Genomic DNA, 22,530 nt, shown 5'->3' with positions numbered 1-22,530 from the left:
AGATATTTAAATAACATGAAAAAACGGATATATCGGATTATGAACGATACTAGTGTTCTACAAAAAAAAGAGGATAGAGTTGTTATTGGTATGTCTTTTGGCTACCACGACTCTTCTTGTTGTGTAATTAAAAATGGGGAAGTATTGGCGGCCGTTCACGAAGAAAGATTTAGTCGTGTTAAAAATGACAAATCGTTCCCCAGACAGAGTCTTCGATACTGTCTGGGATATGCGGATGTATCAATAGATGAGGTGGATTGTATCGCCTACTATGAAGATGCTCAGAAAAAGTTAGCCCGACAAATTTGGATGGGAACGATAGATGACGCTGACCCATTTAGAAGAAAAGAAGTGTATAGACATATATGCGAACAAAAACCTGAGGATACTATTAGAGATATCACAGGATATAGTGGGCACATAGAAATATCTGAACACCATTTGTCCCACGCCGCCAGCGCGTATTACTTTTCAGGGTTCGACGATGCCGCTGTTTTGACTGTGGATGGTGTTGGAGAGTGGGCGACGACAAGTTATAGTCGCGCAGAGGGCAATGGACTTTCAATATTTGAAGAGGTTAACTTTCCTGACTCAATCGGCTTGTTATACAGCACGATTACTAGTTTTCTAGGGTTCAAAGTAAACAGTGGCGAATATAAGGTTATGGGTTTGGCTCCATACGGAAGGCCTGTATACAAGGACAAAATCCTTTCATTAATTGAGTTAAAAGAGAAAGGTCAATATAGCTTGAATATGGATTATTTCGATTTTCTCAACACCAATCGAATGTATTCGGATAAATTAATTGAGTTGATGGGAATCGAGCCGCGCAAACCTGAGTCAGAACTTGATCAAATCCATATGGACGTCGCCAAGAGTTTGCAAGTTGCTCTGGAAGAAATATTGCTCGAAAAAGTAAACTACTTGTATGATCAAGTTCCAAGCGATAACCTATGCATGGCAGGTGGTGTAGCACTTAACTGTGTGGCTAACGGTAGAATTCTACGAGAAGGCCCATACAAAAACTTATTTGTTCAACCTGCTTCAGGCGATGCAGGAACAGCACTGGGCGCAGCAGCTATTGCATGGGTAGGACTGTTTGGCGAAAGACCTAAGCAAAAAGATACACCGCATGCATATCTGGGAACGGAAGCTTCCTCTGATGAAATTCACAATTTGTTAATGAATAGTGGAGTTAAATTCTCTGATTATCGTGGAAACGAAGAAGAGCTTGCTAAATTTGTTGCTTCCAGAATTGCAGAAGGAGCAGTAATCGGTTGGTTCCAAGGGCGTATGGAGTTTGGCCCCAGAGCATTAGGTGCTCGTTCAATTTTAGCTGATCCAAGACTTGGAAATATGCGAGATAAGATAAATAGCTTAGTCAAGATGCGTGAAGCGTTTAGGCCATTTGCTCCAGCAGTTATGGCCGAAAAAGCGAGTGAACACTTTGCTCTCACCGCTCCGTCACCATTCATGCTTCAGACGTGCGATGTTGAATCTCTTATCGATTTACCGGCTATTACTCACGTAGATAACTCTGCGCGTGTACAAACAGTTTCAAAGGAAGCGAACCCAAGGTTTCATCGTCTATTGAGTGAGTTTGACGCAATCACGGATTGCCCAATTATATTGAATACATCATTTAATGTTAGAGGTGAACCTGTTGTTAGAACACCTTTGGATGCAGTCACATGTTTTGTAAGGGCAAGTATTGACTATCTAGTTTTAGGGGACTTTATTATCAGCCAAGCTGATATCCCCGAAATGTGGAAAGTTGGTGTAAGTAATACACCAATCAAGAAAGATAAAGATCCACGCGCTATTGGTCATGCAGTTTATACGTTCTTATAAGGTAAAAGTTATGTCATCAAATGAATCAAAAAAACGTTTGGCTGCCGAGTTAGCCGATAAAGTTTATAGTGAAGGTAACGACTTTGCTCAGTTACTAGCGTTTACAGGTTTGCTAAACACCGAAAATAAAGATGCAAGTTTGTCATCGGTAGATAGTTTAAACAAAGACCTAATTGGCGTTTGGAAAAAACAGCCTGAAACAGGAAGTTTTGTCAGGGACATGGCTCAGTCAGCGGATTGGAATTATTGGGCTCAGCAACCCGTCTTGAATATGGAAAAAGCAGGTAAACGCGTGGTCTTAGTCGGTGAGTCTGTTGCGCGGGGAATGCTGTATGACCCGAGTTATACGCCTGCACAGGTTTTGTCTCATATGTTAAACAGCCAGCAAGGCGCTGACGAAGTTGAAGTGATAGATTTGGCGCGTACCAACGCAAATATAAATATCCTGGAAGAAGTAGTCGCTTCTTGTAGACAGCTTTCACCTGATGCAATTGTAATATTCGCGGGTAACAACTGGGTAGGAAACCGTGCTTATCTTAATTCAGTCGATAACTCTTATGACATATCAGATAGTATTAAGCAAGACGGTATAAAAGGATTGAGAACTAGGCTGACAGAAGCTTTGAACAGTGAAGTAGAGTCCTTTATTGACAAGGTTAATAGTCATGATGCTACGGCTAATACCGAGATTTATTGGGTTGTTCCCGAGTTTAATTTAGGAGATTGGCGTGATCCGCATATCAATGTGCATTGGCTGGAAGGAAAAGGCGATAACGAAAAGTGGCTGTCGTTAAAGCATGAAGCTGAATCGTTACATGGTAGTGGAGAGTTCAAGGCTAGCATCGAATGTGCAAAGAAGATGCTTGAACTGGATAAAGGTGACTGCTCTGCGACTGCATATATATTAGCTGATTGCCACCAGGAGTTAGGTGAGTATGATTTGCAGAGACAATACCTTGAAATGGCTCGAGACGCTGCAATAGTTGACTTAACCAGAAGCTATACTCCGAGAATTACCAACGATATCAGAAATATTGTCAAGGTAAAATCGGCACAATATGACAATAAGCTTATTGATTTACGTGAAGTGTTTAGCGAGCGCTTCGAAAAAGTAATACCTGGCAGGGAGTTGTTTCTGGATTATTGCCATCTTACTAGTACTGGCATTAGAACTGCGATGGCGGAAGTTGCTTGTGAGATTTCATTAAGTATGCTTGGTAAGGAACGTACTGCTAAACAATTTATTGAAAATGCTCCTGTTGTTAATGCAAAAGATGAAGCCGATGCTCACCTTTTAGCTGCAATTCACAATGCGCATTGGGGGCAGAGCTTCGATGTCGTGAGTTACTATTGTAAAGAGGCCGTAGATAAGTCGAAAGATGTTTTGCAAATAATGAAGCTCTTTGTAGAGATCCAGAATAAAAGGCTTCCTATATGGATGAATAATTCACTTTCCGAAGCGTTGGATGATATTTCTCCTCAGGTTAAGCGGTATCTGTTTTCCATGGGAACTAATTGTTTGGATCAGTTGCTATTTGACGCATTTTCGACCTGTTGTAGCCAACATGATATTCAACTGGATAGTTACCTTTCTAAGATTCAGAACAGTCAGCATACAGTAGGCAACTTAGATAAAATAAACCTATTGGACCCTTACTTCCATTCAACTTCGTTTTCTGAGACGCAATTGATTGAGGGAGGCGCTAATAATAGAAATGATTATTATAAGGCGTATATGGCGTCGTCACAGTTCTGCTTTTTTACGGATGCAGAGCGAGAACAACAGCTAAAAGTTACACTCAAGTTGGTGAATCAACTGAAAAATGAGCAGAGAGTCTTTATTAAGATTAACGGCCAAGTAGTAGAGAAAGTGCTTGCTTCTAATGAGTGGAAAAGCTGCCACATTACATTGCCTAAGAAGCTGCTGGTGGCTGGAATAAACTATGTCCAGTTAGAATGGCCAGAACAAATCTTGAATGCTAATGAACATCTGGAACGTATATGTAGCGATATTAATGGTCAATTAGTACCGGAAATATACCCAATATACGGTAACGTCTTTTCTCTAGAAGTTTGTTAATTAAGTATGGTTTGCACTGGGAAACCAGTGCCACTACTAAAACATGTGAATATAACCATAAATAGTAAAGGAAGCGCAAATGAACAGTAATGGTGAAAATCATGAGTTCTATTTAAAAGATGAGGTGTATTTTGAACCATTATTTAATAAGTGGTATGCCTGGCCTTATCTTATTCCACCTGTAACAGCTGCAAGGTATACAGAAAAGACCCACTTAAGGATAATGAAGTCTTTCGTCAATAACTACCAGCTGCATATTCTCGCTGCCCAGGAGAGTGAGTTAAGTGGTGGAGAATTTTTAAACTGCACGAAGGAACAGGTCGAAGAAATTAGGGCTTTGATTGATCGAACAGAAACCCATTACGGTGATTGTGTTAAATTATCTAAGGCAATATCCCAGCTTGATAAGTTACTTGTATCTCATACTGACGGCACCTCGCTTGAGCCACTTTATAAAGACGTTCCAGAAATGCTTAGGGGTTACGTTGAATTAACTTATGACAGGCATCATCGCGCTGGTTTTCGTTTAATTGAGCCTCTTTTATATAATTCAGACTTTTATCATCCAGAGCTTCAATCGCTGTCGTTTGGGCTAATATCAAAAGTCGATGAGCGGCCTTTTGTCTTGAGTACGCCAAGGCTTGCAGATGATAATCATCTTCAGGTTGCTGCCAATTTTAATCATTCCTTTGTGGACAAGATATTTAAGGCTCGTACTCAGCCTGTTTCACAAGCAGAAATAGATGAAATGTTCGAGGGACTTGAGCTTACGGGGGGGCTCAACTATCAGGAGCTGTTTACGACCGACAAACCTGTTCATAAAAGCTTAGGTGTTAAAGACGGCGTTCAGCTGAGATATCTTGGTCACGCAGGTTTCTTGGTACAAACTGAACATGTTTCTGTTCTCATAGACCCGATCATTGCAACGCGAAGTACAAAAAATTGCGATCAAGTAGTGAGTTTCACAGAACTACCCGACCACATCGACTATGTATGTTTAACTCATACCCATCAAGATCATGTTAATTTTGAAACCTTATTACAATTACGCCATAAGATTGGAAAAATCGTAGTACCTAAAAATAATGGTGGCGAATTGCAAGACCCTTCATTAAAGCTAATGTTGAGTCAGCTCGGGTTTAGTGTCATTGAGTTAGATGAATGTGAAGATGTTCATGTTACTGAAGGTGTCATTACAAGCATTCCATTTTTTGGTGAACATGGTGATTTAAACATCCGAAGTAAGTCGGCTTGGTTGTTAAACATCGAAGGTCGAAAAATGTTCTTTGGGGCGGATTCAGCAAATCCTGATATAAGTTTATATAAAAACCTCAAGCCTTATATGGAGAATCTAGATGTTTACGCTATCGGAATGGAATGTGTGGGAGCTCCCTACACCTGGCTCTATGGCGCGTTATGTACTGAAAAAGTGCCAAACTCAATAAAAGATACGAGACGTTTAAATGGATCTGATGCGGATCAGGCATCTGAGGTTGTTGAGCTTATTAAACCTGAACATATTTTTGTTTACGCTTTGGGTATGGAGCCTTGGTATAAGTATTTTATGGGGATTGAATATGATGAAAACTCAGAGCAGGTTAAACAGATAGAAAGGTTCTCCGTTGCAGCTGGGCTTTGGAACATCGAAGTGGAGTCATTGTTTGGTAAGCGAGATCTATTTTTTCCCAAAGTAGGATAGGCAAGTATGGACGTTGTTAGAACGAAGAAAGATAGAACGATTAAAGAACGAATCGTTCAGTACAAATGGCCTATGTTAGTATTAAGCATACTCATTTGTAGCGTTTGGTTGTTTTTTGGTGTTGGAGAACGCTTACCTGAACAAAGAGGCCAAGCCCTCGTAATTGAACAAGTTCGCCAAGGTACACTGAAAGTCAACGTAGAAGGATATGGAACGTTAAGATCTAATAATCAGAAGTTGTTGACGAGCTACACTCAAGCAACTGTTGAAGAAATTGTACTAAGACCAGGTGCTCAGGTGGCGCAGGGTAGTGTGATTCTGAAAATGTCCAACCCTCAAATAGATCGTGAATTAGCCTTGGCCAAACAGCAGCTTGAAGCCGAAAAGACTGTGCTTGAGCAAGTGAAGATAAATAACGAACAAGACGTCAGTGAACGAGTTATCAGTCTAGTACAACTAAAGTCTCAATTTGAACTGGCGAAATTGCAAGAAAAGGCAATGGCAAAGCTTTTTAAGCAGGGCATAGTGAGTGAGTTAACTTATACCGAGGCCAAATTGACGGCAGAGCAGCTAGAGGAGCACCTTACATTACTTAATAAGAGCCTTGAGTCACTAGAAAAAGTGAATAGGAAAAAAGTGCAAATCCAAGAAAAGTTTATTTCTCAAAGAGAGATCGACTATCAAATGATTCTGAATAACAAAGAGAAGCTGACGGTTACAGCTAACGAAGCCGGCATTTTGCAAGAGCTATATGTAGAGCTTGGTCAGAGTGTCGCTCCCGGCGAACAACTTCTCATGATAGGTGTTAGAAAAGACCTTTTAGGCTTGCTTAAAGTTCCACAGTCTAAAGTCGGATTGATCGCGTTAGGGCAACAGGCTAGCTTAAAAGTTGGTTCTGAAAGTGTACGAGCACGAGTGCATAGAATAGACCCTGCTATAGAAGACAGTACAGTGACTGTAGAGTTATTACCTTTGGAAGAGTTGCCTGAGAATGCTCGCCCCAACTTGCGGGTAGACGGTACGATTTATATAAGAGAAATGCCAGATGTCTTATATGTGAAGAAACCTACTAATGTGAGGTCTAACTCTACTCAAGGAATATTCGTATTAGATAACGAGTCTGAAATTGCAAAACGGACACCAATAAAATTTGGTGCTGATTCAGGCCAGTTCATTGAGATCAAATCAGGAATTGCAGCGGGACAAAGTGTCATTTTAAGTGATATGTCAAAACTAAGCAGTTCTGACTCAGTTCGTATCATTTTCTAAGGCATTTTCGCAAAAAAAAATAACGACAGAACTTTAGGAAGCAGAATGAAAAATACAATTATAAAGCTAGAAGACATAAAAAAAATTTTTTCAACTGAAGAGGTTGATACATATGCGCTAGCCGGTGTTGACCTGGAAATTTTTGAAGGAGATTACGTGTCAATATCGGGTCCGTCAGGTTGTGGAAAGTCGACACTACTTTCGATCCTGGGGCTTTTAGATGAGCCGACCTCTGGAAGCTATACACTTAATGGGAAATGTGTAAGTAAGATAAACAAGTCTGAAAGTGCGACAATTAGAAGTGACGAGATAGGTTTTATTTTCCAACAATTCAACTTGATAGATGAATTATCTGTAGAAGACAATATCAGCCTTCCATTGCGCTATAGTGACAAAAATTATTCAGAACTAGAGATAGAAGAACGTATCCACAGGTGCTTAAAGAAGGTTGGAATGGAACACCGAAGAAAGCATAAGCCTAATCAGCTGTCAGGTGGGCAACAACAAAGAATTGCTATAGCAAGAGCTCTAGTCGCAGACCCTAGCATTTTGTTGGTAGATGAACCTACTGGTAACCTGGATTCAAAAAATGGTGACATCATCATGGAAATGCTTTCAACACTAAATGCTTCTGGCACAACTATTTGCATGGTAACTCATGACCCTCGATATGCCGATATGGCACATAAGCAGTATTACCTCCTCGATGGAAAAATTGCGCAAACTACTAAAGAGTTTAAGGAGGCTGTTTAATGAACTTTTACATCAGGACGGCATGGCAAAGCTTAAAGCTAAGACCATTGTTTGCGCTTGGAGTTGTGACCACCTTATCTATTACATTTAGTATTCTATTGGTCATGTTTAACCTTCACCATGTATTGTTAGTAAAAGCGTTGCCATATAGTAATCAGGACTCATTACATGCCGCAATTAGCAGGGTATATGAAGAAGATAAGCTAAAGTTACATGATTGGGCGTCCTATCCTGCGATTGAGCATGTTGTGAAAAATATGGATAAGGGAAAAGTTGCAGTAGTTAATTATCACGAGGAACTAGCGACTGACCTAAATGGGTTCCCTATGCTTCGTGTTGCAGACACAGTGACAAACTACTTTAGTATGTTGGGAGCTCAGTTCGCTATAGGAAAAGGATTCCCTTTGGATTTAGAACTAAACGCAAAGGAGCCCATTGCGGTAATAAGTTATAGAGCCTGGCGAGAGTATTTTGCAGGAGATACAAATATCCTGGAGCGAAAAGTAACAATCAATGATGTCAGTTATTCTATTGTTGGTGTTACTAGTGAGTCATTTGTTGAGCCAGCTCTATTCCAGGTAGGTGCGCAAACAGACATCTGGCTGCCGTGGGAATATAATACTTGGGAAGAAGGTGTAAGAGAAGGATGGGCGTCACTAACAGACCAGATAAAAATGTTTGTGCAAACTGAACCTGGCCAGACTCCTCAACAAATGCAGCATCAATTAAATACTCTGATTGGAGATAAGTTTAAGCAAGAAACTCAAGGAAGTCCTCATATAAAAAACGGTAGCTATAGTTTTGAAATTAAACCTCTAAAGGATTATTTAGTAGGAGACAGCGTTGGTTCATTGTGGTTCTTTATAGCTGGAAGTATTGCACTGGCAATTATTGCAATAATTAATGTTTCTAACTTGTTGTTAGCTAGAGCAACGGAACAGCAGCGCAATTTAGCGATCAAAGCGACTTTAGGAGCTAGCAAAAAGAAAATTTTTAATGGGTTATTTATTGAAAACACTATCCTAACGGGTGTCTCTGGTGGGGTAGCAGTTATAATTGCATATATCCTAACTAATGAAGTTAGGCACTTAATGCAAGGAATGTTACCTCGACTCCAAGAATTATCTCTAAGTTGGCCTACAATTTTATTCGCGATAACGCTAATTTTTTCAATTGGTCTTTTGTTTACACTCATGGTTGCAAACAGCCTGAAGTATAATAAGCTGATTTTTTCACTTAAAAGCAGTGGTAAGGGATCCGGCCTTCAAGTTTCTTCTAGAGTGAGACAAGTACTTATTGCTAGTCAATTGTGCTTAGCAGCTCCAATTCTTGTTGCTACAACAAATTTAGCGCAAGAGTCACTAGAAGAAGTGATGAAAGAATCTGGGTTTGAAGTGGAGAATCGCTATTACGTGAATTTGAACACTGTGATGAATTCATATCCGAGTGAAGAGCGTGTACCTTTAATCAACGAGATTAAAGAGCGTTTGTTGCAATTACCACAGGTGGTTAGAGTTTCAAACTCGTATTTTGTACCAATGATGAGTAATCGTTGGCAGTCGACTCTTAGGTTAGACGACGATGGTAGCACAGTTGATACTTATACAAATATGATTGATGAACAATACTTACCACTGATGGGAATCGACTTACTTCAAGGTAATAACTTTACTCGAGAAGAAATCCTTACTTATCAATCGTCAAGCGTGATAATCAATGAAACTTTGGCTAGGAAAATTGCACCAAATGGCGATGTCGTCGGTAAATACATATCATGGACACCTGGAAATGAATTTAAGCAATATTTGGTTATAGGGGTAGTTGAAGATATTCAAGTGCCAAATACTCCGAACGCCAGCAGAATATATTTAAGCCGCTTCAACAACTTTAGGTTCATGATTGAAACTAAATCAGGTACCGAGCTAAGTAGGGAAGAATTCTTAGATGTAGTGCAGGAAGTCAGCAGCTCTTTTTACATTTATGATTATCGTTCAATTGAGAGTGCTTACGATAGCCTGACTTTGAATAACAAATTCATTGCGGGCTTATCTTTGCTGATGTGCTTACTCACAATCGTATTGGCCAGTATGGGGATATATGGCGTACTTAGTTATGATGTTAACTTACGTCGATATGAATTAGGTGTACGCATGGCTTTAGGTGCTAGTCCTAAGCATATCGCCAACATGATATTTGGTGAAAATATCAAGCTCTTCGTTTTTGGCGCTTTTATCAGCGTAGCTATTATTTTCGCGATGGAATATGTCTTGCGAACTCATTTTTCTCTCGACTTATATGTCTCACCTCTGATGACAGCCTTGAGTTATGTGATAACCCTGGCAACCATTTTGGTGGCTAGCTCAGTTGCGATGAAATCGATCACTTCGCGCTGGCCCGTACATGCACTTAAGTAAAGATAATGAAGGAAATAACTAATGGAAAAAGTACAATTAGTTTGCCTACCGTTTGCAGGGGGGGGCGCGTCTTTTTTTAATGAATGGCAGTTGGAAGCAAAGGATTTTGATATCTATGGAGTTCAGCTGCCGGGGCGAGAAAAAAGATTTATGGAACCGGCTTATACATGCGCGCATGAAGCGGCAAAACATGTTGTTGAGTTATTAGAAGCTGATACTGATAGCACCAGGCCAACCCTGATTTTTGGGCACAGCTTAGGTGCGGTATTGGCCTTTGAAGTAACGCGTTTACTTGAAAAAAAGCGGTTTTATCCGATTGTTGCGTTAGTGGTTAGTGGCTCACCAGATCCATGGACACAAAGAGATAGCCGAGCTTCTGACGCACAAGATGATGATGAGTTTATAAAAAAGGTTTTGGAGTTTTCTGGTTATGCGCATGCTGCGCTTGAAGAGCCTATGATGCGTGAATTGCTTCTGCCCACTTTGCGAGCAGATGTTCAAATGCATGAAAACTATGCTCCGCTCAATACTCAGCCTGTCCAATCACCGGTTTTAGTATTACGCGGTGACAAGGACTCGCTTGTATCAGCTAATGTCGTAGAAAAATGGCAATCAGCATCTGAAGCAGAAGTTAGATTCAAGGAACTATGTGGTGGACACATGTATTTCACGGATAAGGTTCAACCGCTGCTTGATGAGCTTCGTGAATATGCTGCGATTGTTTTGGAAGTGTCTGAAGGAGCTTAAAAATGAGACTGGAAGGTAAGGTTGCCCTTATTACTGGAGCTGCACGAGGATTAGGCCGTGCTTGTGCTATGAAGTTTGCAAAGGAAGGGGCAGACCTTATCTTGCTCGACGTAGCTCGCAATATTGAAAACGTACCCTATGACCTGGGAAGCCAGAGTCAATTAGATTATACAGCAGATCGTTGCCGTGAGTTGGGTGCTGTTGTTAAGTCATATAAGGCAGACATTCGTGACCTGGCCGCACTTGCCGAAGTGGTATCGGATGCACTGGCTAAATTTGGTCGCATTGATGTATTGTTAAATAATGCAGGTATTGCAGCACCCTCGGGTAAGATCCTGCATGAAATAACGGAACAAGAATGGCTGCTTATGCAGGATATCGATCTTAATGGTGCCTGGCGGATGATGAAGGTCGTTGGCCAATTTATGACGGAACAACGTGCCGGCAGCATCATTAATGTCGCATCGACAGCCGGACAAGTTGGTTATAGAAATTTTTCTGGTTATGTCGCTGCGAAGCACGGTATTATAGGGCTCACAAAGTCAGCCTGTCTAGATTATGCCCCGTTAAAAGTTAGAGTTAACGCGTTATGTCCAGGCTCAGTGAGAGACTCCGAAGTAGTAGAAGGAAAAATGTTATCTGAAATAGCTCGGTCTCTGGACGTTGAGATCAGCGAGCATGAAAGTGTGTTCACGCAGTCGCAACCGATGAATGAATTAGTTGAACCAGAAGATATTGCCAACGCAGCTCTTTGGTTAGCTTCTGACGAGTCGGTCAGGGTGACGGGTAGTGTTATTACAGTTGATGCAGGTTTTGTTAGCAGGTAGTAGAAATTAGTTATGACAAATCATATGGAAAAAAGAAAAAATAGTTCATCGAATAGTTTGTACCGTCTGCTTGGCAATAACATGGAAAGTGAAATACTGTTCCACTCATTATCACATATAGTTCCTGACTCTGTGACTGCAGCTGATGTGGAGAGCGCGTTGGCGCAACTGACTGATGAGCTCCGTCATGCCCTTTCTGACGAAATATCATGGTGTCTAGTACAACATGACTTAAGTTTGGCGACCACAGAGGGTAAAACTAAAAAAAGAATAGAGTGGGAATTAAATCAGGGAGAGCCACTTTTACTGTCTTCCACTATCAAAGCTATATTGTTTAGCCTGCCAAAAGGTAAATGCTTAGTTCTAAAAGCGAGTCGGATGTACTTTTCACGTTTTGCAATGCAATCAGTTTATGCGAAGTTGTTAAGGAAACCGGTGGTCAGCCTTGAGCTTACTAAACGGAAACCATCTGAGCTATATTTAGACAACTTGAAGCAAGCTCCTGTTGCTGAGGTGTGGCATGACGATAGTGAATCAGTAGATGTTGAGCCACAAATTAGAACAAAGAGCTTCACTCTGCCGCTACAGGATCATCGCGAAGTGCTGTTGGTCTTTGGGCGTGTGTTATCTACTTTTTCTTCAACTAACACTATTAGTGTTCCGGTTTTATTTGACCAACCTTTGGTTCAGGATGCTGGTATATCTTTGTTACCAACTAGCCTGTCATCGGAGAGCGCGATTTCAATTAATTTGGATGAACTTAGTCGTTTCCTTAATCAGCCTATTGAGCTGGATAAAGAACTGATTAAAGACGTTGTTGATAGCTGGGGAACTGATAGTAACTTCCCCATAGGCCTTGTTCTGAATAACTTTATCATGGACAGTGATCAAAATTGGATGGCCTCAAGTTGTTTATCATCAGCGGGTCAATTACTATTTCCATTAACCGTAGATTGCCAGCCTGTGTCGGATAGCCAGATGCAGCTCACTTTATCATATGACGCTACTCTTTTTTCATCAGCACAAGCTGATTTGTTAGAAAATACCATGATTAATGTTGCTGCAGATCTCTTGTCAGGATGTAAGGGCAACGTACAAGACTTGCTAATGGTGTCACAGAGTGATACCAAAGGTGTAATAGCGACAGGTGAACAAGGTTTACACGCTCGTATGCTTCACAATGGCCGTATTGAAGAAAAAGTTTCTCAATTAGCTCGACTGCAGCCACAGGCCGCAGCTGTAAAAATGAAAGATGAAGTTATTACCTATAGTGAGCTGGAGGTACAATCCGACAAATTGGCTCACTACCTTATTGAACAGAGAATAAAACCTGGTTGCCACGTTGGCTTATGTTTAAGCCGCTCTAGCGCTATGATTACTGCCGCACTTGCGGTAATGAAAGTAGGGGCTGTGTATGTTCCAATTGACCCTATGTATCCCAACGATAGGATTTCATTTATATGCCAAGATGCTGACTTAGGGTTATTGGTCACGGATTCAAGCGAAGGCATTGAAAGAGTTGATATAAACACGCTCCACCTAGATAGCTGGGTAGAAGCTGCGCATTCGTACACTGGTCAATATAAAATCGAACAAGCACTAAAAGCAGATGCTCCTGCCTATATGATTTATACTTCAGGCTCTACTGGCAAGCCCAAAGGAACTCTGATTCCACATCAAAATGTTCAGTACCTCATAGGAGCCGTTGAACAAGAGTTTGAGCTCTCTAATCAAGATGTATGGAGTATGTTTCACTCTTTCTCATTTGATTTCTCTATCTGGGAGATGTGGGGGGCGTTATTGACGGGAGCACAAGTTTGCGTAATTAGCTACGACGACTCACGAGATACAAAGGCATTTATCGATGTCATCAACAAGGAGGAGATAACTATTTTGAGCCAAACTCCATCTGCATTCAATCAACTCACCCTGGTCGATGAGTCAACACCAGTAGGAGCAAGTCTTCGCCTAGTGGTGTTTGGAGGTGAGAGTCTTAATACAGGTAGTTTATTACCGTGGTTCGACCGCCACCCAGAGTCTCAATGCAGACTAGTTAATATGTTTGGTATTACCGAGACTACTGTGCATGTCACAGCTAAGGAAATTACACGACTGGAAGCGATTAACCGTTCTCGTTCGGTTGGCAAAGCTATAAATGGGTGGAATATCTATATTTTGGATGACGAGCAGAACATTTTACCTAACGGGATTGTAGGAGAAATTTATGTGTCGGGAAAAGGAGTAGCAACCGGCTACTATAATCGTGAAAAGCTCAATGAGGAGCGTTTTATTGCAAATCCTTTTGGTGATGGGAAATTGTATCGAAGTGGCGATAAGGGAAGATTGTTACCAAACGGAGAACTTGAACATTTAGGACGCTTTGACTCCCAAGTGAAAATAAGAGGATTTAGGATTGAGTTGGGAGAGATAAAACACCAGTTACTAGCATGTGAATATGTTCAGCAAGCGGCCGTCGTGGTTCGCAACGCGAACGAGGGGGATGACGCATCTGCACAAATAGTTTGTTATGTCTTAATGGATGGAGAGGCATATTCTGATATTTGGACATCGTTAAACCAAGTTTTGCCAGAGTTTATGCTTCCTTCAACTGTATATCGAGTCTCTGAAGTGCCTCTCACGGCAAATGGTAAATTAAATGAAAAACGTTTACCTGAGTTTGTTATAAGTGAATCTTCGAGAACAGAACAGATAAAAGAAAATATAAATATAGAAGTGTGCGCCGATAATGATCAAAGTACTGACTTCCAAGACAAGCTTCTTGTAGTATGGCAGGAGATATTTAATAAAGAAGTCACTACTCAAGATAACTTCTTTGACCTTGGTGGAAACTCATTATATGCCATACAAATGGCAACAAAAATGAGAGAGTTTGGGATGCCGGAAGTGAATTTGAGAGACCTATATAAATATCAGACGATATCTAATATCGCGAAATTAGTTGCGGCTTAGATCAACAATAGGCTCCCATAAAACGCTGTTATGAATTGAGAAAACGAATATAAACTGATTAAGAAGAAGCTGCAATAATCGGGCTCAGAATGGGGAGATTAAGCAGCTTTAAACTCTAGTAATTTAGGTCGATGGAGAGATGAAGTTGAAAGAGCAAGATTTTCCGCGGGTTATCAAAGCCCCTGAGCCAGAAATGGAATTAATTAATTGGATAAAAAAAGAATCACTACCAGAAGAGCTTGCTAAGCATGGAGCTATTTTGTTTAGAGGGTTTAAGCATATGACGGCTGAACAGCTTGGGGAACTAGTCAAAAGCGTCTCTACAGAAGAGTTTTATAACGAAGAGGAAAGCTCACCTAGAGATAAAATTGTAGGCAACATATATACCTCCACTAGTTACCGCGCTGACCAAGAAATATTCTTGCATAACGAGAATTCTTACAAAAATATATTTCCAGGAAAGTTATTTTTCTATTGTGATTGCCCTGCTGAAGAGGGTGGAGAAACTCCTATAGCCGACTGTCGCAAGATATTTAATCGACTAGGTAAGGACGTTATTGACAAGTTTTCCGACAAGAAGTGGATGTATGTACGAAACTTTATTGAAGGTATAGGTATTTCCTGGCAAGAAGCTTTTAACACAAATGATAGAAGTGTTGTTGAGAAATATTGCCAGGAAGAAGATATATCATTTGAATGGGTGGATGAAAACTCACTAAGAACAAGGCAAGTAAGGTCGCCTTTTTTGAGACATCCTATTTCAAATGAGTTGTCATGGTTTAATCATGCAACCTTTTTCAATATTGGAACATTGCAAGAGGACATAAGAGAAGCGCTGCTGAGTATATATGATGTTGAGGATCTATCTCACAATACTTTTTATGGCGATGGCACTCAGATTGAAGAAGATGTTTTAGCTGAATTACAAGGCGCATATAAATCAGAGGCTGTTGATGTGCAGTGGGAAAAGGGAGATTTGGTTATATTAGACAACTTGCTTACAGCACATGCACGTAAATCATTTAAAGGAAAACGAAGTATAATGCTTGCCCAAGTGGACCCAGTCATAAGAAGCAAATTGGAGCAATAATTATACAGGGACTATCATTGGAGGGATATCTTAAATGTCGTTACCGGAGGCTCAACGTTTGAAGCTAAACAGTAAACTTCGAGTGATTTTCTGTAGCGGCGATGTCCAATCATTTTTTTCTATGATCTCGAACTGAATTCGACGTTCAAAAGTGAGTTGACCACTACACATAACCCTAAATTGCAAGGCGGAAGCTTAGATAGAGATACCTCAATTTAGAGTAGAGTCGTATATATAAGTCAGGCAGAACATGCTGTTGAATGGAATCAACGAGAGTTCGAGACCACACACCGTCTTTATTATCATTAGTTAGGTATATGATGATGTAATGATCATCCAGCGTGTTTTTAAATAGGACTCTTGCACGTACCACTCCACCTCCATCATGACCAATTGCATTCCAAGTGCCAATCCTGTCGTAATTCCAGCCACTGGAAAATCCTCCGACTTTGTTTGATTGAAGGGCGTATGGCTGCCAGAGTTTCACCAAAGTTCTTTTGGAAACCAGTTTCCCACTCGTAAGTCCAGTTAAGAATGTACAAAGATCTGCTATCGTTGAGTAAGCATCTGCGTGAGATATTGCATATTCAGGAAATGCATCAACATTGACATGTTCGTTTCTGATATTGTTTAACGGAACAATCCTCTCTCGGGGAACTCCTTTTCTCCCTAACCATGTATTTTGAAGTCCCAGTGGTTGATAAATGCGACTTTCAACTAGCTTACGGTAAGTTGAGTTTGTAACAGATTCTATTACGCGTTTTATTACCAAGTAGTTTGTCTGTGTGTAGCGGGTTTCTGTATCAGGCTCGAAATTGAGTGGTTGGCTTTTTAATCTATCGAACGTTTCTGTTTGGCTGGTTGGGTACAAGACTTTTCCATCAATAACTTCATAATATTCTGGCACGCCCGACGAATGATTGAGAAATTGTATAACTTGAATATTACGCCATGAATAAGGTAACGACGGGACATATGTGGATGCTGGAGCAGACAAGTCCAACTTTCCCTCTTCATAGAGTTGCATGACAAGCGTATTAGCAAACAATTTCGCAACAGAATAAATAGGAAAAATACGTTCTTTGTTTTTTATTCCATGTTTGTCGCTTAAATCTAAGTGCCCATTAAACAAAATGTTCTGGTTGTGGATGACAACTAGTTCTTGAACAGAGATTCCGTGCTTTTCGCTGTTTTCAATTAGCTGCTTGCTGATGATTTCCTCAAAACTCGTTTGTTTATATTGACAGCCAGCTAATAGCAAGGGGGCAAATACTAGTACTATTAAGTTTAATAGTGTCTTCCTATCGTATTTCACTGACTTGTAGCTCCTACTCTCGTGACATTAGCAATTGGTACTGGTTCCTAATAGTGATTTATCGTCACGTCGTTAGCATACGGTATCTGAGCAAACGGCTAATGATTTCTCAACGACCAAAGATACTTGTTTTATAACTTCGTTTCTAAATTCGTTAATAAAGAAATGGTCACCTGGTAGTTGCACTAAAGTACACTCTATACATGACAGGTCTTGCCAACCAGCAATCTGGTGTGGATCAATATCTACATCTTCTCTGCCATGCAACACAAGAATTGGAAAAGGCATTTTCGCCTCTTGGGCCATATAAGTCTCTGCAATTTTAAAGTCAGCTCGCAAAAGCGGAATAAAAAGATCCATCAGTTCTTTGTTTTCTAGCAACTCCTTGGGTGTTCCATTTAATTGCTCTAGCTCTTTTATAAAGTCATTCTTCGGTAAACCATGAATGTGAGGTTTATCCGATGAAATATGTGGAGCCCGACTACCAGAAGCTATGAAATATTCTGGCAAAGGCATTTCTAACAAATTCAGTTGTCGACAAAGCTCGTAGGCGACTCTACTTCCCAAGCTGTGCCCAAATACTATATATGGAGTTTTAGTGACAAACTTCTTGTGTTCTAATATTTCACTGACTAATGCTCCCATACAGTTATGAGGTGGCTCTGCAATGCGTACCCCACGTCCAGGCGGCTGAATCAAAACAAACTCAATATCACTACTAAACTGCTCTATCCAAGGGATATATGTGCTAATACTTCCTCCTGCAAAGGGAAAGCAGAAAAGGCGAACTTTTGGATTTGAAACTGGCTTAGGTATTACGAATAAATTATTTATATTCATCTTCTTCCTTGGAACACGATATTGGCCAAGCTTAACGGTACAAAATTGAAAGCTTCTTTATGATGATGGAGCTGTATTGTTAAAGCTTAAGCAAATGCTAACCCAATGTACAATTTATGTAAATTATTAATAGCTTGATATCAGCCATATTCCCTTACGCACTGAACAATCTTATTACTTTCTGGGAAGATAAATTTTCGCAATAATATATAGGTGTAAAATATAATATTTAACATGGTGAAGAGTTCGTCGACGAATTTGGTTGACTGTGAAACAAGAGCTACCCAGTAGTTGATGACGCTGTGGTTTTAAAGAAAATTCAGATGGAAAATGAGTTAAAAACATCACTTTTCAATCAAAATCAATAGCTAAGCCGTGTCTTTGAAGAAATTAAAAGTCGCTCACCGTCAAAAAGCTGACTCAGAAAATGGGAAGATGAATTGTATGTCTACGAGAGCCTGTATAAAAGTGATGCAGACTTTCCCACCTACTATCTTACTAGTAAAAAATCAGGTCTTAGAAGGCTACTGATTGACGCTAATGAAAGAGCGAAAAGCTATCACTTGTCAAATTTAGCTATTTCAGCAAACTAAAACTACTTAGCATGGACTGAAGACACAACAGGTGGCCAAATAGCTACCCTATATGTTAGGTCTTTCCGTGAGAAACGGGCAATTTCACAGCAAATAAAAGGTGTATCTCGATTTTTGCATGGGTGACAGCTTCCAACTCTTTGTTTTTCATATAAAAACGTCGGACGTAGAATCTATCAAGTTAAGTGACTGTTCTGTAAGACAGCACCCTCAAGCAGTTTATACATCTATTGGAAACCTTGTTCCTTTTGTTGATGGTTTAAATACATTGATGAACAGTCGTCTCGTGTATACAAAGGCTGATCGGACTGAGTTAGGTAACCCCACTGCGAGTAAACAAGTCTTTGGCTATGTATTGAACCACTCCCCATATGACAATATTGTGAAACGATGGTACCCTGATATGTATGCGGCAGCAGCTATGGACGGCCCTTGGGAAGTAGCTAAGTGGATAGCGAAAATAGAAAAGCATAATATGCGTTCTGGCAGCAATATTATTCTGAGTATTCGTTAAGGGGGGCACGTTAGTTAAGAACTGTTTTCAAATGAATTGGAGTTTGCAAAGCTAATTACTTTTATGCTTCGTGCAAACAATTTAACGGAGATGCTATGACGCAGGAATACCAGTATTTGTCTGAATACATAATCAAACTGGACGGCGCATTAAATAAAGAACTGCTGGCTTCCCTAACCCGTACCTTTGAAGCTGGTAGAGATATTGCTGAGCACATTCAGGAAGTCGACCTAATAGCTTTAGCTGAAATACAATCAAGTCACTACCAGAATTACTCTACTGATGTAATGCCAAACATTGTTTTTAACGATGAAGGGAATAAATATTCTTTGGAGTTAGACGCTATCGAATACAATACGGATGAAAAGCGGCTATGTGACTTAGGCGGGAAGGGCAGATCACAACGATTTGTCGCGTTTATGTTTATAGTAGGCTCAGGAGAATCTGCAGAGTTTCGTTTTCCCTCCCAAAATGTCATAAATAATTGTAAGTCAGGTGATGCGTTGATTTTTCCTCCGTATTTCTCTCATAGATTTGCTGTATCTCCTTTGGGCACAGGGTCTGTGAAGACGATTAACTTATATTGCTGTATGCAGTATCAATAAGCTACTTGTAAATTTTTATTGATTCTATGTTGACCAGCTATAACTGATAAGTTAACGTGTGCTTACAGTGTTTATAAAATGATTGCGTGTGCTTGTGATACATATTGGCAGGGATGTTGTCATTAAAGATGACAGTATTAATAATTCGCAGTGCCAGGCTTTAATTGAGCTGTTTGAAGAAAATAGGCAGCTCGTTAATCTGAACAATAAAGCTGCCGGCAAATATACTGGTGACACTCAATATAGAGACTTTTTACTTAATTTAAGTAATGCACCAAACATGGAAAGATTTGTGCGAAGACAAATGCTCGAAGCTATTCAAGAATATAAGCGGCTACTAGACATTCCTTTTCCATTAGGGGACGGCTACGAACCGTTAGAGATCATGAAGTTTGAAAAGGGCATCGATAAGTTTGATGTGCACTTTGACTCCAATGGTAAAGCTCATACACGGTGTTTAGCAATTATTTGGTACCTTAATGATGTGAGTGAGGGGGGGGAATTACACCTCCCATCAAAGTTTGAACCACTAGTGGTCTGCCCTAAGCAAGGTCGAATGGTCATAGTGCCTACGGATTGGTCACATTATCACTATGTCACACCTCCTGAAAGTGGTGACAGATATAGCTTGATAACATTTATAAAATATACGTAATACTTTTGGGAGAATGGAAATGTCTATCGAAAAAACAAAAAAAACAGTGATAGCCGGTATTGTGGTTTGCTCCGTATACCCTGTTAATGCTAGTGAGAGCAATGAGCAACCGATTTCATTGGAAGAAGTGCAGGTTAGCAAGGAAGTACAACAATTTGATGAAAAGTCATTGCTTATCAACCAGATTAAAGCCGGTGATGATACTCAAGAGTTTGCAAACAAGACTAAGCGTCGTCATGAGACAAATGATCAATCAATATCTGAGACTATATGGAACAAGTTAGTGACTGCTGGCAAAGATACTAAGTTTAGTTAAAAAAAATCGTGTTCAATTTATATCTTCGAGGGTTTTCCCTTCGGGTTGATATACTTGCAACATAAACCGAAAATAGTCAGCAACAAAGAAAACTAAGACGATTGTGCAAATGCGGTATAAAGAGCCAATGCAAAATTGAAATAAGGTTCTAGCTTCATTTGGGTCTGGACTATTCAGATAAAATAATGTAATTATCGGTGTCAGTGTTAGTATGAAAGAGAACACAATCTTCATGCGGCGCGTTAAGTATTCGCGCCACAGAGTGAAAGCCGTGAGTGGGGTTGAGATGGAGAAACTCATATTTACCCCTTAAGTAACCCAAGTTTTGGGCGCTTTGTGTTTACGTCTTTTTTCATCCAAGCATGCAGTGAAAAAACTAAAGCGAAATATTTGAGTAGTGCGATATTGAACCCCCACTCGACGTAGATGCGATTTAAATCTATAATTCTTTCTTTTAGATAAGATATATGGATAGCCTGAGCAGACTCAACAGCAATGTTGTATTCGTAAACAACGCTTGCGTTTATGAGTAGCATGACTACATGATAAAGACCGATCAAACGCATGGTGTTAATAACCGCAATGTCAGCCCTTGTAGGCAAGTAATCAAAGTGTTCTAAGCCAGCCCAGCTTCGAACAGTATCCATAATCTCACTTCGATAATACACACACATCATTGTACACATGATGCTCATAACGATTACTATGTCTAGAATTATATCTCCAACTATTGAGCCTGTATCCCAGTAATATTTTCCCAGCACATAAAGTAGGTAATCAATTTCATAGAACAGGAACTCTACCATCGCGATAACGACTACCAGGCTCCGAATGTTTGGATCACGAGCATCAAAATAAATTAAGCCTAGGAAAATAAAGAAGAAAATCCTCTCAGCTTCAATTCCTATATGCAGAAAATAGAACACAAAAATTAGTGCAAAATATAAAACAACTTTATAGAAACTCATCGAATAAAATGACTCAAGGTTTTGTTTTTAACATAAGGCCAATACTCTGGGCATTACACAAATCTGCTTTTTAATGGGTATACCCCCAAATTACCGGTTTAGTCCCAACTTTATAGCGTTGCTCTGTTTCCCCTTCTGTCTAGGCGCAAACACCGCCATCCATTTTTTTTTGTTTATAAGGGTCATCTTAAACATAACTAAAACTATATAACCTGTTAACTATTTTATTACATCGGTATTGTAATCATGAAAGTACTTCACAAGCAAAAATATTGTCCTACATTTATGGTTTAGGGTAAAAAACGCGGCAAGCTGGTTAATATTCGCCCGATTCAGGGAGGGAGTAGAAACTATTTCCCTACTTAATACTAATTGAGAAAATGTACTAGAAGGAGGTTTGAACTGGTTAGTTGGGTTGACGGTATTCAACTAAACATCCTATTTACAGTATAATAATTTTGGTAGTAAAGGATATAAACATAGACATTTTATAAAATTACAGTTATATTTTATAAAATTTTAGTAATGCTTAAATACGATATTCCTACCTTTAAATTTATTCTCCAGGAAAAAAGGGCTGATGTTTAGAAAAAAATTAAAACCAGAGCTTTTTCGCCGGATGCGAGATAACGCTGAGCTAAGCAGAGAAGAGCTCGCCCTGCTTATGGATTGGTCTGAAGGTACTGTTGTGAACTATGAAACGAAGGAATGCAAAATGGATTTGTATGAATTTGAAAAGTTTATGATGGTTACTACAACCTCCAAGGAAGACAGAGAAGCGCGTAAGAAATTGCTAAAACACATAAGCGATGCTATGCAAGAGCTTGCCACAATTGGGGACAATACCGCAAAGTCTTAATTGAAGCGCTTACGTTCACTTGTGTGATTACCAAGGGTTTATGTCGGTCTAATTACCGAGTGACTTTGTCGTAAATAGCATATCAGCCGAGGGCGTTCAGAATTCTGTGTCAGCTAGTTAGGCTTAAATATCTAATACACTATCCAGTCGCCCTTCGAAGTGGAT

General features: G+C 39.9%; 18 protein-coding genes. 15 read left to right on the top strand and 3 right to left on the bottom strand.

From position 1 onward, the window contains the following. Positions 1-39 precede the first annotated feature (39 nt). From OPS28_RS11830 to OPS28_RS11785, 10 genes are all read left to right on the top strand, one after another. Positions 40-1,851 (top strand): carbamoyltransferase family protein, encoded by a 1,812-nt coding sequence (locus tag OPS28_RS11830; RefSeq protein ID WP_265609673.1) that lies wholly within the window; start codon positions 40-42, stop codon positions 1,849-1,851. Positions 1,852-1,861: 10 nt separating this feature from the next. Next, entirely contained in the window at positions 1,862-3,931 is a 2,070-nt protein-coding gene (locus OPS28_RS11825) for a hypothetical protein (protein WP_265609672.1), read from the top strand. Positions 3,932-4,010: 79 nt separating this feature from the next. After that, positions 4,011-5,630 (top strand): MBL fold metallo-hydrolase, encoded by a 1,620-nt coding sequence (locus OPS28_RS11820; RefSeq protein WP_265609671.1) that lies wholly within the window; start codon positions 4,011-4,013, stop codon positions 5,628-5,630. Between the two features lie 6 nt (positions 5,631-5,636). Next, positions 5,637-6,899: an efflux RND transporter periplasmic adaptor subunit gene (locus OPS28_RS11815; RefSeq protein ID WP_265609670.1), complete on the top strand. Its 1,263-nt coding sequence runs from the start codon at positions 5,637-5,639 to the stop codon at positions 6,897-6,899. 45 nt (positions 6,900-6,944) lie between these two features. Next, the gene (locus OPS28_RS11810) at positions 6,945-7,652 is read left to right on the top strand and encodes an ABC transporter ATP-binding protein (protein WP_265609669.1); all 708 of its coding nucleotides are present in this window, start codon (positions 6,945-6,947) and stop codon (positions 7,650-7,652) included. Further along, entirely contained in the window at positions 7,652-10,066 is a 2,415-nt protein-coding gene (locus tag OPS28_RS11805; protein ID WP_265609668.1) for an ABC transporter permease, read from the top strand. Before OPS28_RS11810 ends, OPS28_RS11805 begins: the two co-directional genes overlap by 1 nt. A 21-nt stretch (positions 10,067-10,087) precedes the next feature. Next, positions 10,088-10,813 (top strand): thioesterase II family protein, encoded by a 726-nt coding sequence (locus tag OPS28_RS11800; protein WP_265609667.1) that lies wholly within the window; start codon positions 10,088-10,090, stop codon positions 10,811-10,813. A 2-nt stretch (positions 10,814-10,815) separates the two neighbouring features. Further along, positions 10,816-11,640 carry an SDR family oxidoreductase gene (locus OPS28_RS11795; RefSeq protein ID WP_265609666.1) on the top strand — a complete coding sequence of 275 codons (825 nt, stop codon included), beginning with the start codon at positions 10,816-10,818 and terminating at the stop codon, positions 11,638-11,640. Between the two features lie 24 nt (positions 11,641-11,664). Continuing rightward, the gene (locus OPS28_RS11790) at positions 11,665-14,610 is read left to right on the top strand and encodes a non-ribosomal peptide synthetase (protein ID WP_265609665.1); all 2,946 of its coding nucleotides are present in this window, start codon (positions 11,665-11,667) and stop codon (positions 14,608-14,610) included. A 145-nt stretch (positions 14,611-14,755) separates the two neighbouring features. Then, on the top strand, positions 14,756-15,700 hold the full coding sequence (locus OPS28_RS11785; protein WP_265609664.1) for a TauD/TfdA family dioxygenase: 945 nt from the start codon (positions 14,756-14,758) through the stop codon (positions 15,698-15,700). A 175-nt stretch (positions 15,701-15,875) separates the two neighbouring features. Here the strand turns inward: OPS28_RS11785 and OPS28_RS11780 are convergent, their stop codons facing one another. Next, positions 15,876-17,015 carry a serine hydrolase domain-containing protein gene (locus OPS28_RS11780; RefSeq protein ID WP_265609663.1) on the bottom strand — a complete coding sequence of 380 codons (1,140 nt, stop codon included), beginning with the start codon at positions 17,013-17,015 and terminating at the stop codon, positions 15,876-15,878. A gap of 72 nt (positions 17,016-17,087) precedes the next feature. Then, complete coding sequence (locus OPS28_RS11775; RefSeq protein ID WP_265609662.1) at positions 17,088-17,855, bottom strand: thioesterase II family protein; 768 nt, start codon at positions 17,853-17,855, stop codon at positions 17,088-17,090. 693 nt (positions 17,856-18,548) lie between these two features. Here OPS28_RS11775 and OPS28_RS11770 point away from each other — a divergent pair. The 4 genes from OPS28_RS11770 (at position 18,549) to OPS28_RS11755 (ending at position 20,538) form a co-directional block, all read left to right on the top strand. After that, entirely contained in the window at positions 18,549-18,962 is a 414-nt protein-coding gene (locus tag OPS28_RS11770) for a hypothetical protein (protein WP_265609661.1), read from the top strand. A 95-nt stretch (positions 18,963-19,057) separates the two neighbouring features. Continuing rightward, positions 19,058-19,567: a hypothetical protein gene (locus OPS28_RS11765; protein WP_265609660.1), complete on the top strand. Its 510-nt coding sequence runs from the start codon at positions 19,058-19,060 to the stop codon at positions 19,565-19,567. Between the two features lie 88 nt (positions 19,568-19,655). Next, positions 19,656-20,222 (top strand): 2OG-Fe(II) oxygenase, encoded by a 567-nt coding sequence (locus OPS28_RS17090; protein ID WP_265609659.1) that lies wholly within the window; start codon positions 19,656-19,658, stop codon positions 20,220-20,222. A gap of 19 nt (positions 20,223-20,241) precedes the next feature. After that, entirely contained in the window at positions 20,242-20,538 is a 297-nt protein-coding gene (locus tag OPS28_RS11755) for a hypothetical protein (protein ID WP_265609658.1), read from the top strand. Positions 20,539-20,840: 302 nt separating this feature from the next. On the opposite strand, the gene OPS28_RS11750 is transcribed toward OPS28_RS11755, so the two are convergent. Then, the gene (locus OPS28_RS11750; RefSeq protein WP_265609657.1) at positions 20,841-21,506 is read right to left on the bottom strand and encodes a hypothetical protein; all 666 of its coding nucleotides are present in this window, start codon (positions 21,504-21,506) and stop codon (positions 20,841-20,843) included. A gap of 580 nt (positions 21,507-22,086) precedes the next feature. On the opposite strand from OPS28_RS11750, the gene OPS28_RS11745 reads away from it, so the two are divergent. Further along, positions 22,087-22,365: a helix-turn-helix domain-containing protein gene (locus OPS28_RS11745; RefSeq protein ID WP_265609656.1), complete on the top strand. Its 279-nt coding sequence runs from the start codon at positions 22,087-22,089 to the stop codon at positions 22,363-22,365. Positions 22,366-22,530: the final 165 nt, after the last annotated feature.

Source organism: Alteromonas sp. ASW11-130 (assembly GCF_026183735.1).
Lineage (GTDB): Bacteria > Pseudomonadota > Gammaproteobacteria > Enterobacterales > Alteromonadaceae > Alteromonas.
This window is presented reverse-complemented; position numbering and strand designations above follow the sequence as displayed.

What these genes read in the sequence shown, in the direction of transcription:
- OPS28_RS11790 (WP_265609665.1), top strand. Translation starts at nt 11,665, where the DNA reads ATGGAAAAAAGAAAAAATAGTTCATCGAATAGTTTGTACCGTCTGCTT.
- OPS28_RS11815 (WP_265609670.1), top strand. Translation starts at nt 5,637, where the DNA reads ATGGACGTTGTTAGAACGAAGAAAGATAGAACGATTAAAGAACGAATC.
- OPS28_RS11745 (WP_265609656.1), top strand. Translation starts at nt 22,087, where the DNA reads ATGTTTAGAAAAAAATTAAAACCAGAGCTTTTTCGCCGGATGCGAGAT.
- OPS28_RS11830 (WP_265609673.1), top strand. Translation starts at nt 40, where the DNA reads ATGAACGATACTAGTGTTCTACAAAAAAAAGAGGATAGAGTTGTTATT.
- OPS28_RS11775 (WP_265609662.1), bottom strand. Translation starts at nt 17,855, where the DNA reads ATGAATATAAATAATTTATTCGTAATACCTAAGCCAGTTTCAAATCCA.
- OPS28_RS11750 (WP_265609657.1), bottom strand. Translation starts at nt 21,506, where the DNA reads ATGAGTTTCTATAAAGTTGTTTTATATTTTGCACTAATTTTTGTGTTC.
- OPS28_RS11800 (WP_265609667.1), top strand. Translation starts at nt 10,088, where the DNA reads ATGGAAAAAGTACAATTAGTTTGCCTACCGTTTGCAGGGGGGGGCGCG.
- OPS28_RS11805 (WP_265609668.1), top strand. Translation starts at nt 7,652, where the DNA reads ATGAACTTTTACATCAGGACGGCATGGCAAAGCTTAAAGCTAAGACCA.
- OPS28_RS11755 (WP_265609658.1), top strand. Translation starts at nt 20,242, where the DNA reads ATGTCTATCGAAAAAACAAAAAAAACAGTGATAGCCGGTATTGTGGTT.
- OPS28_RS11765 (WP_265609660.1), top strand. Translation starts at nt 19,058, where the DNA reads ATGACGCAGGAATACCAGTATTTGTCTGAATACATAATCAAACTGGAC.
- OPS28_RS11820 (WP_265609671.1), top strand. Translation starts at nt 4,011, where the DNA reads ATGAACAGTAATGGTGAAAATCATGAGTTCTATTTAAAAGATGAGGTG.
- OPS28_RS11795 (WP_265609666.1), top strand. Translation starts at nt 10,816, where the DNA reads ATGAGACTGGAAGGTAAGGTTGCCCTTATTACTGGAGCTGCACGAGGA.
- OPS28_RS11810 (WP_265609669.1), top strand. Translation starts at nt 6,945, where the DNA reads ATGAAAAATACAATTATAAAGCTAGAAGACATAAAAAAAATTTTTTCA.
- OPS28_RS11825 (WP_265609672.1), top strand. Translation starts at nt 1,862, where the DNA reads ATGTCATCAAATGAATCAAAAAAACGTTTGGCTGCCGAGTTAGCCGAT.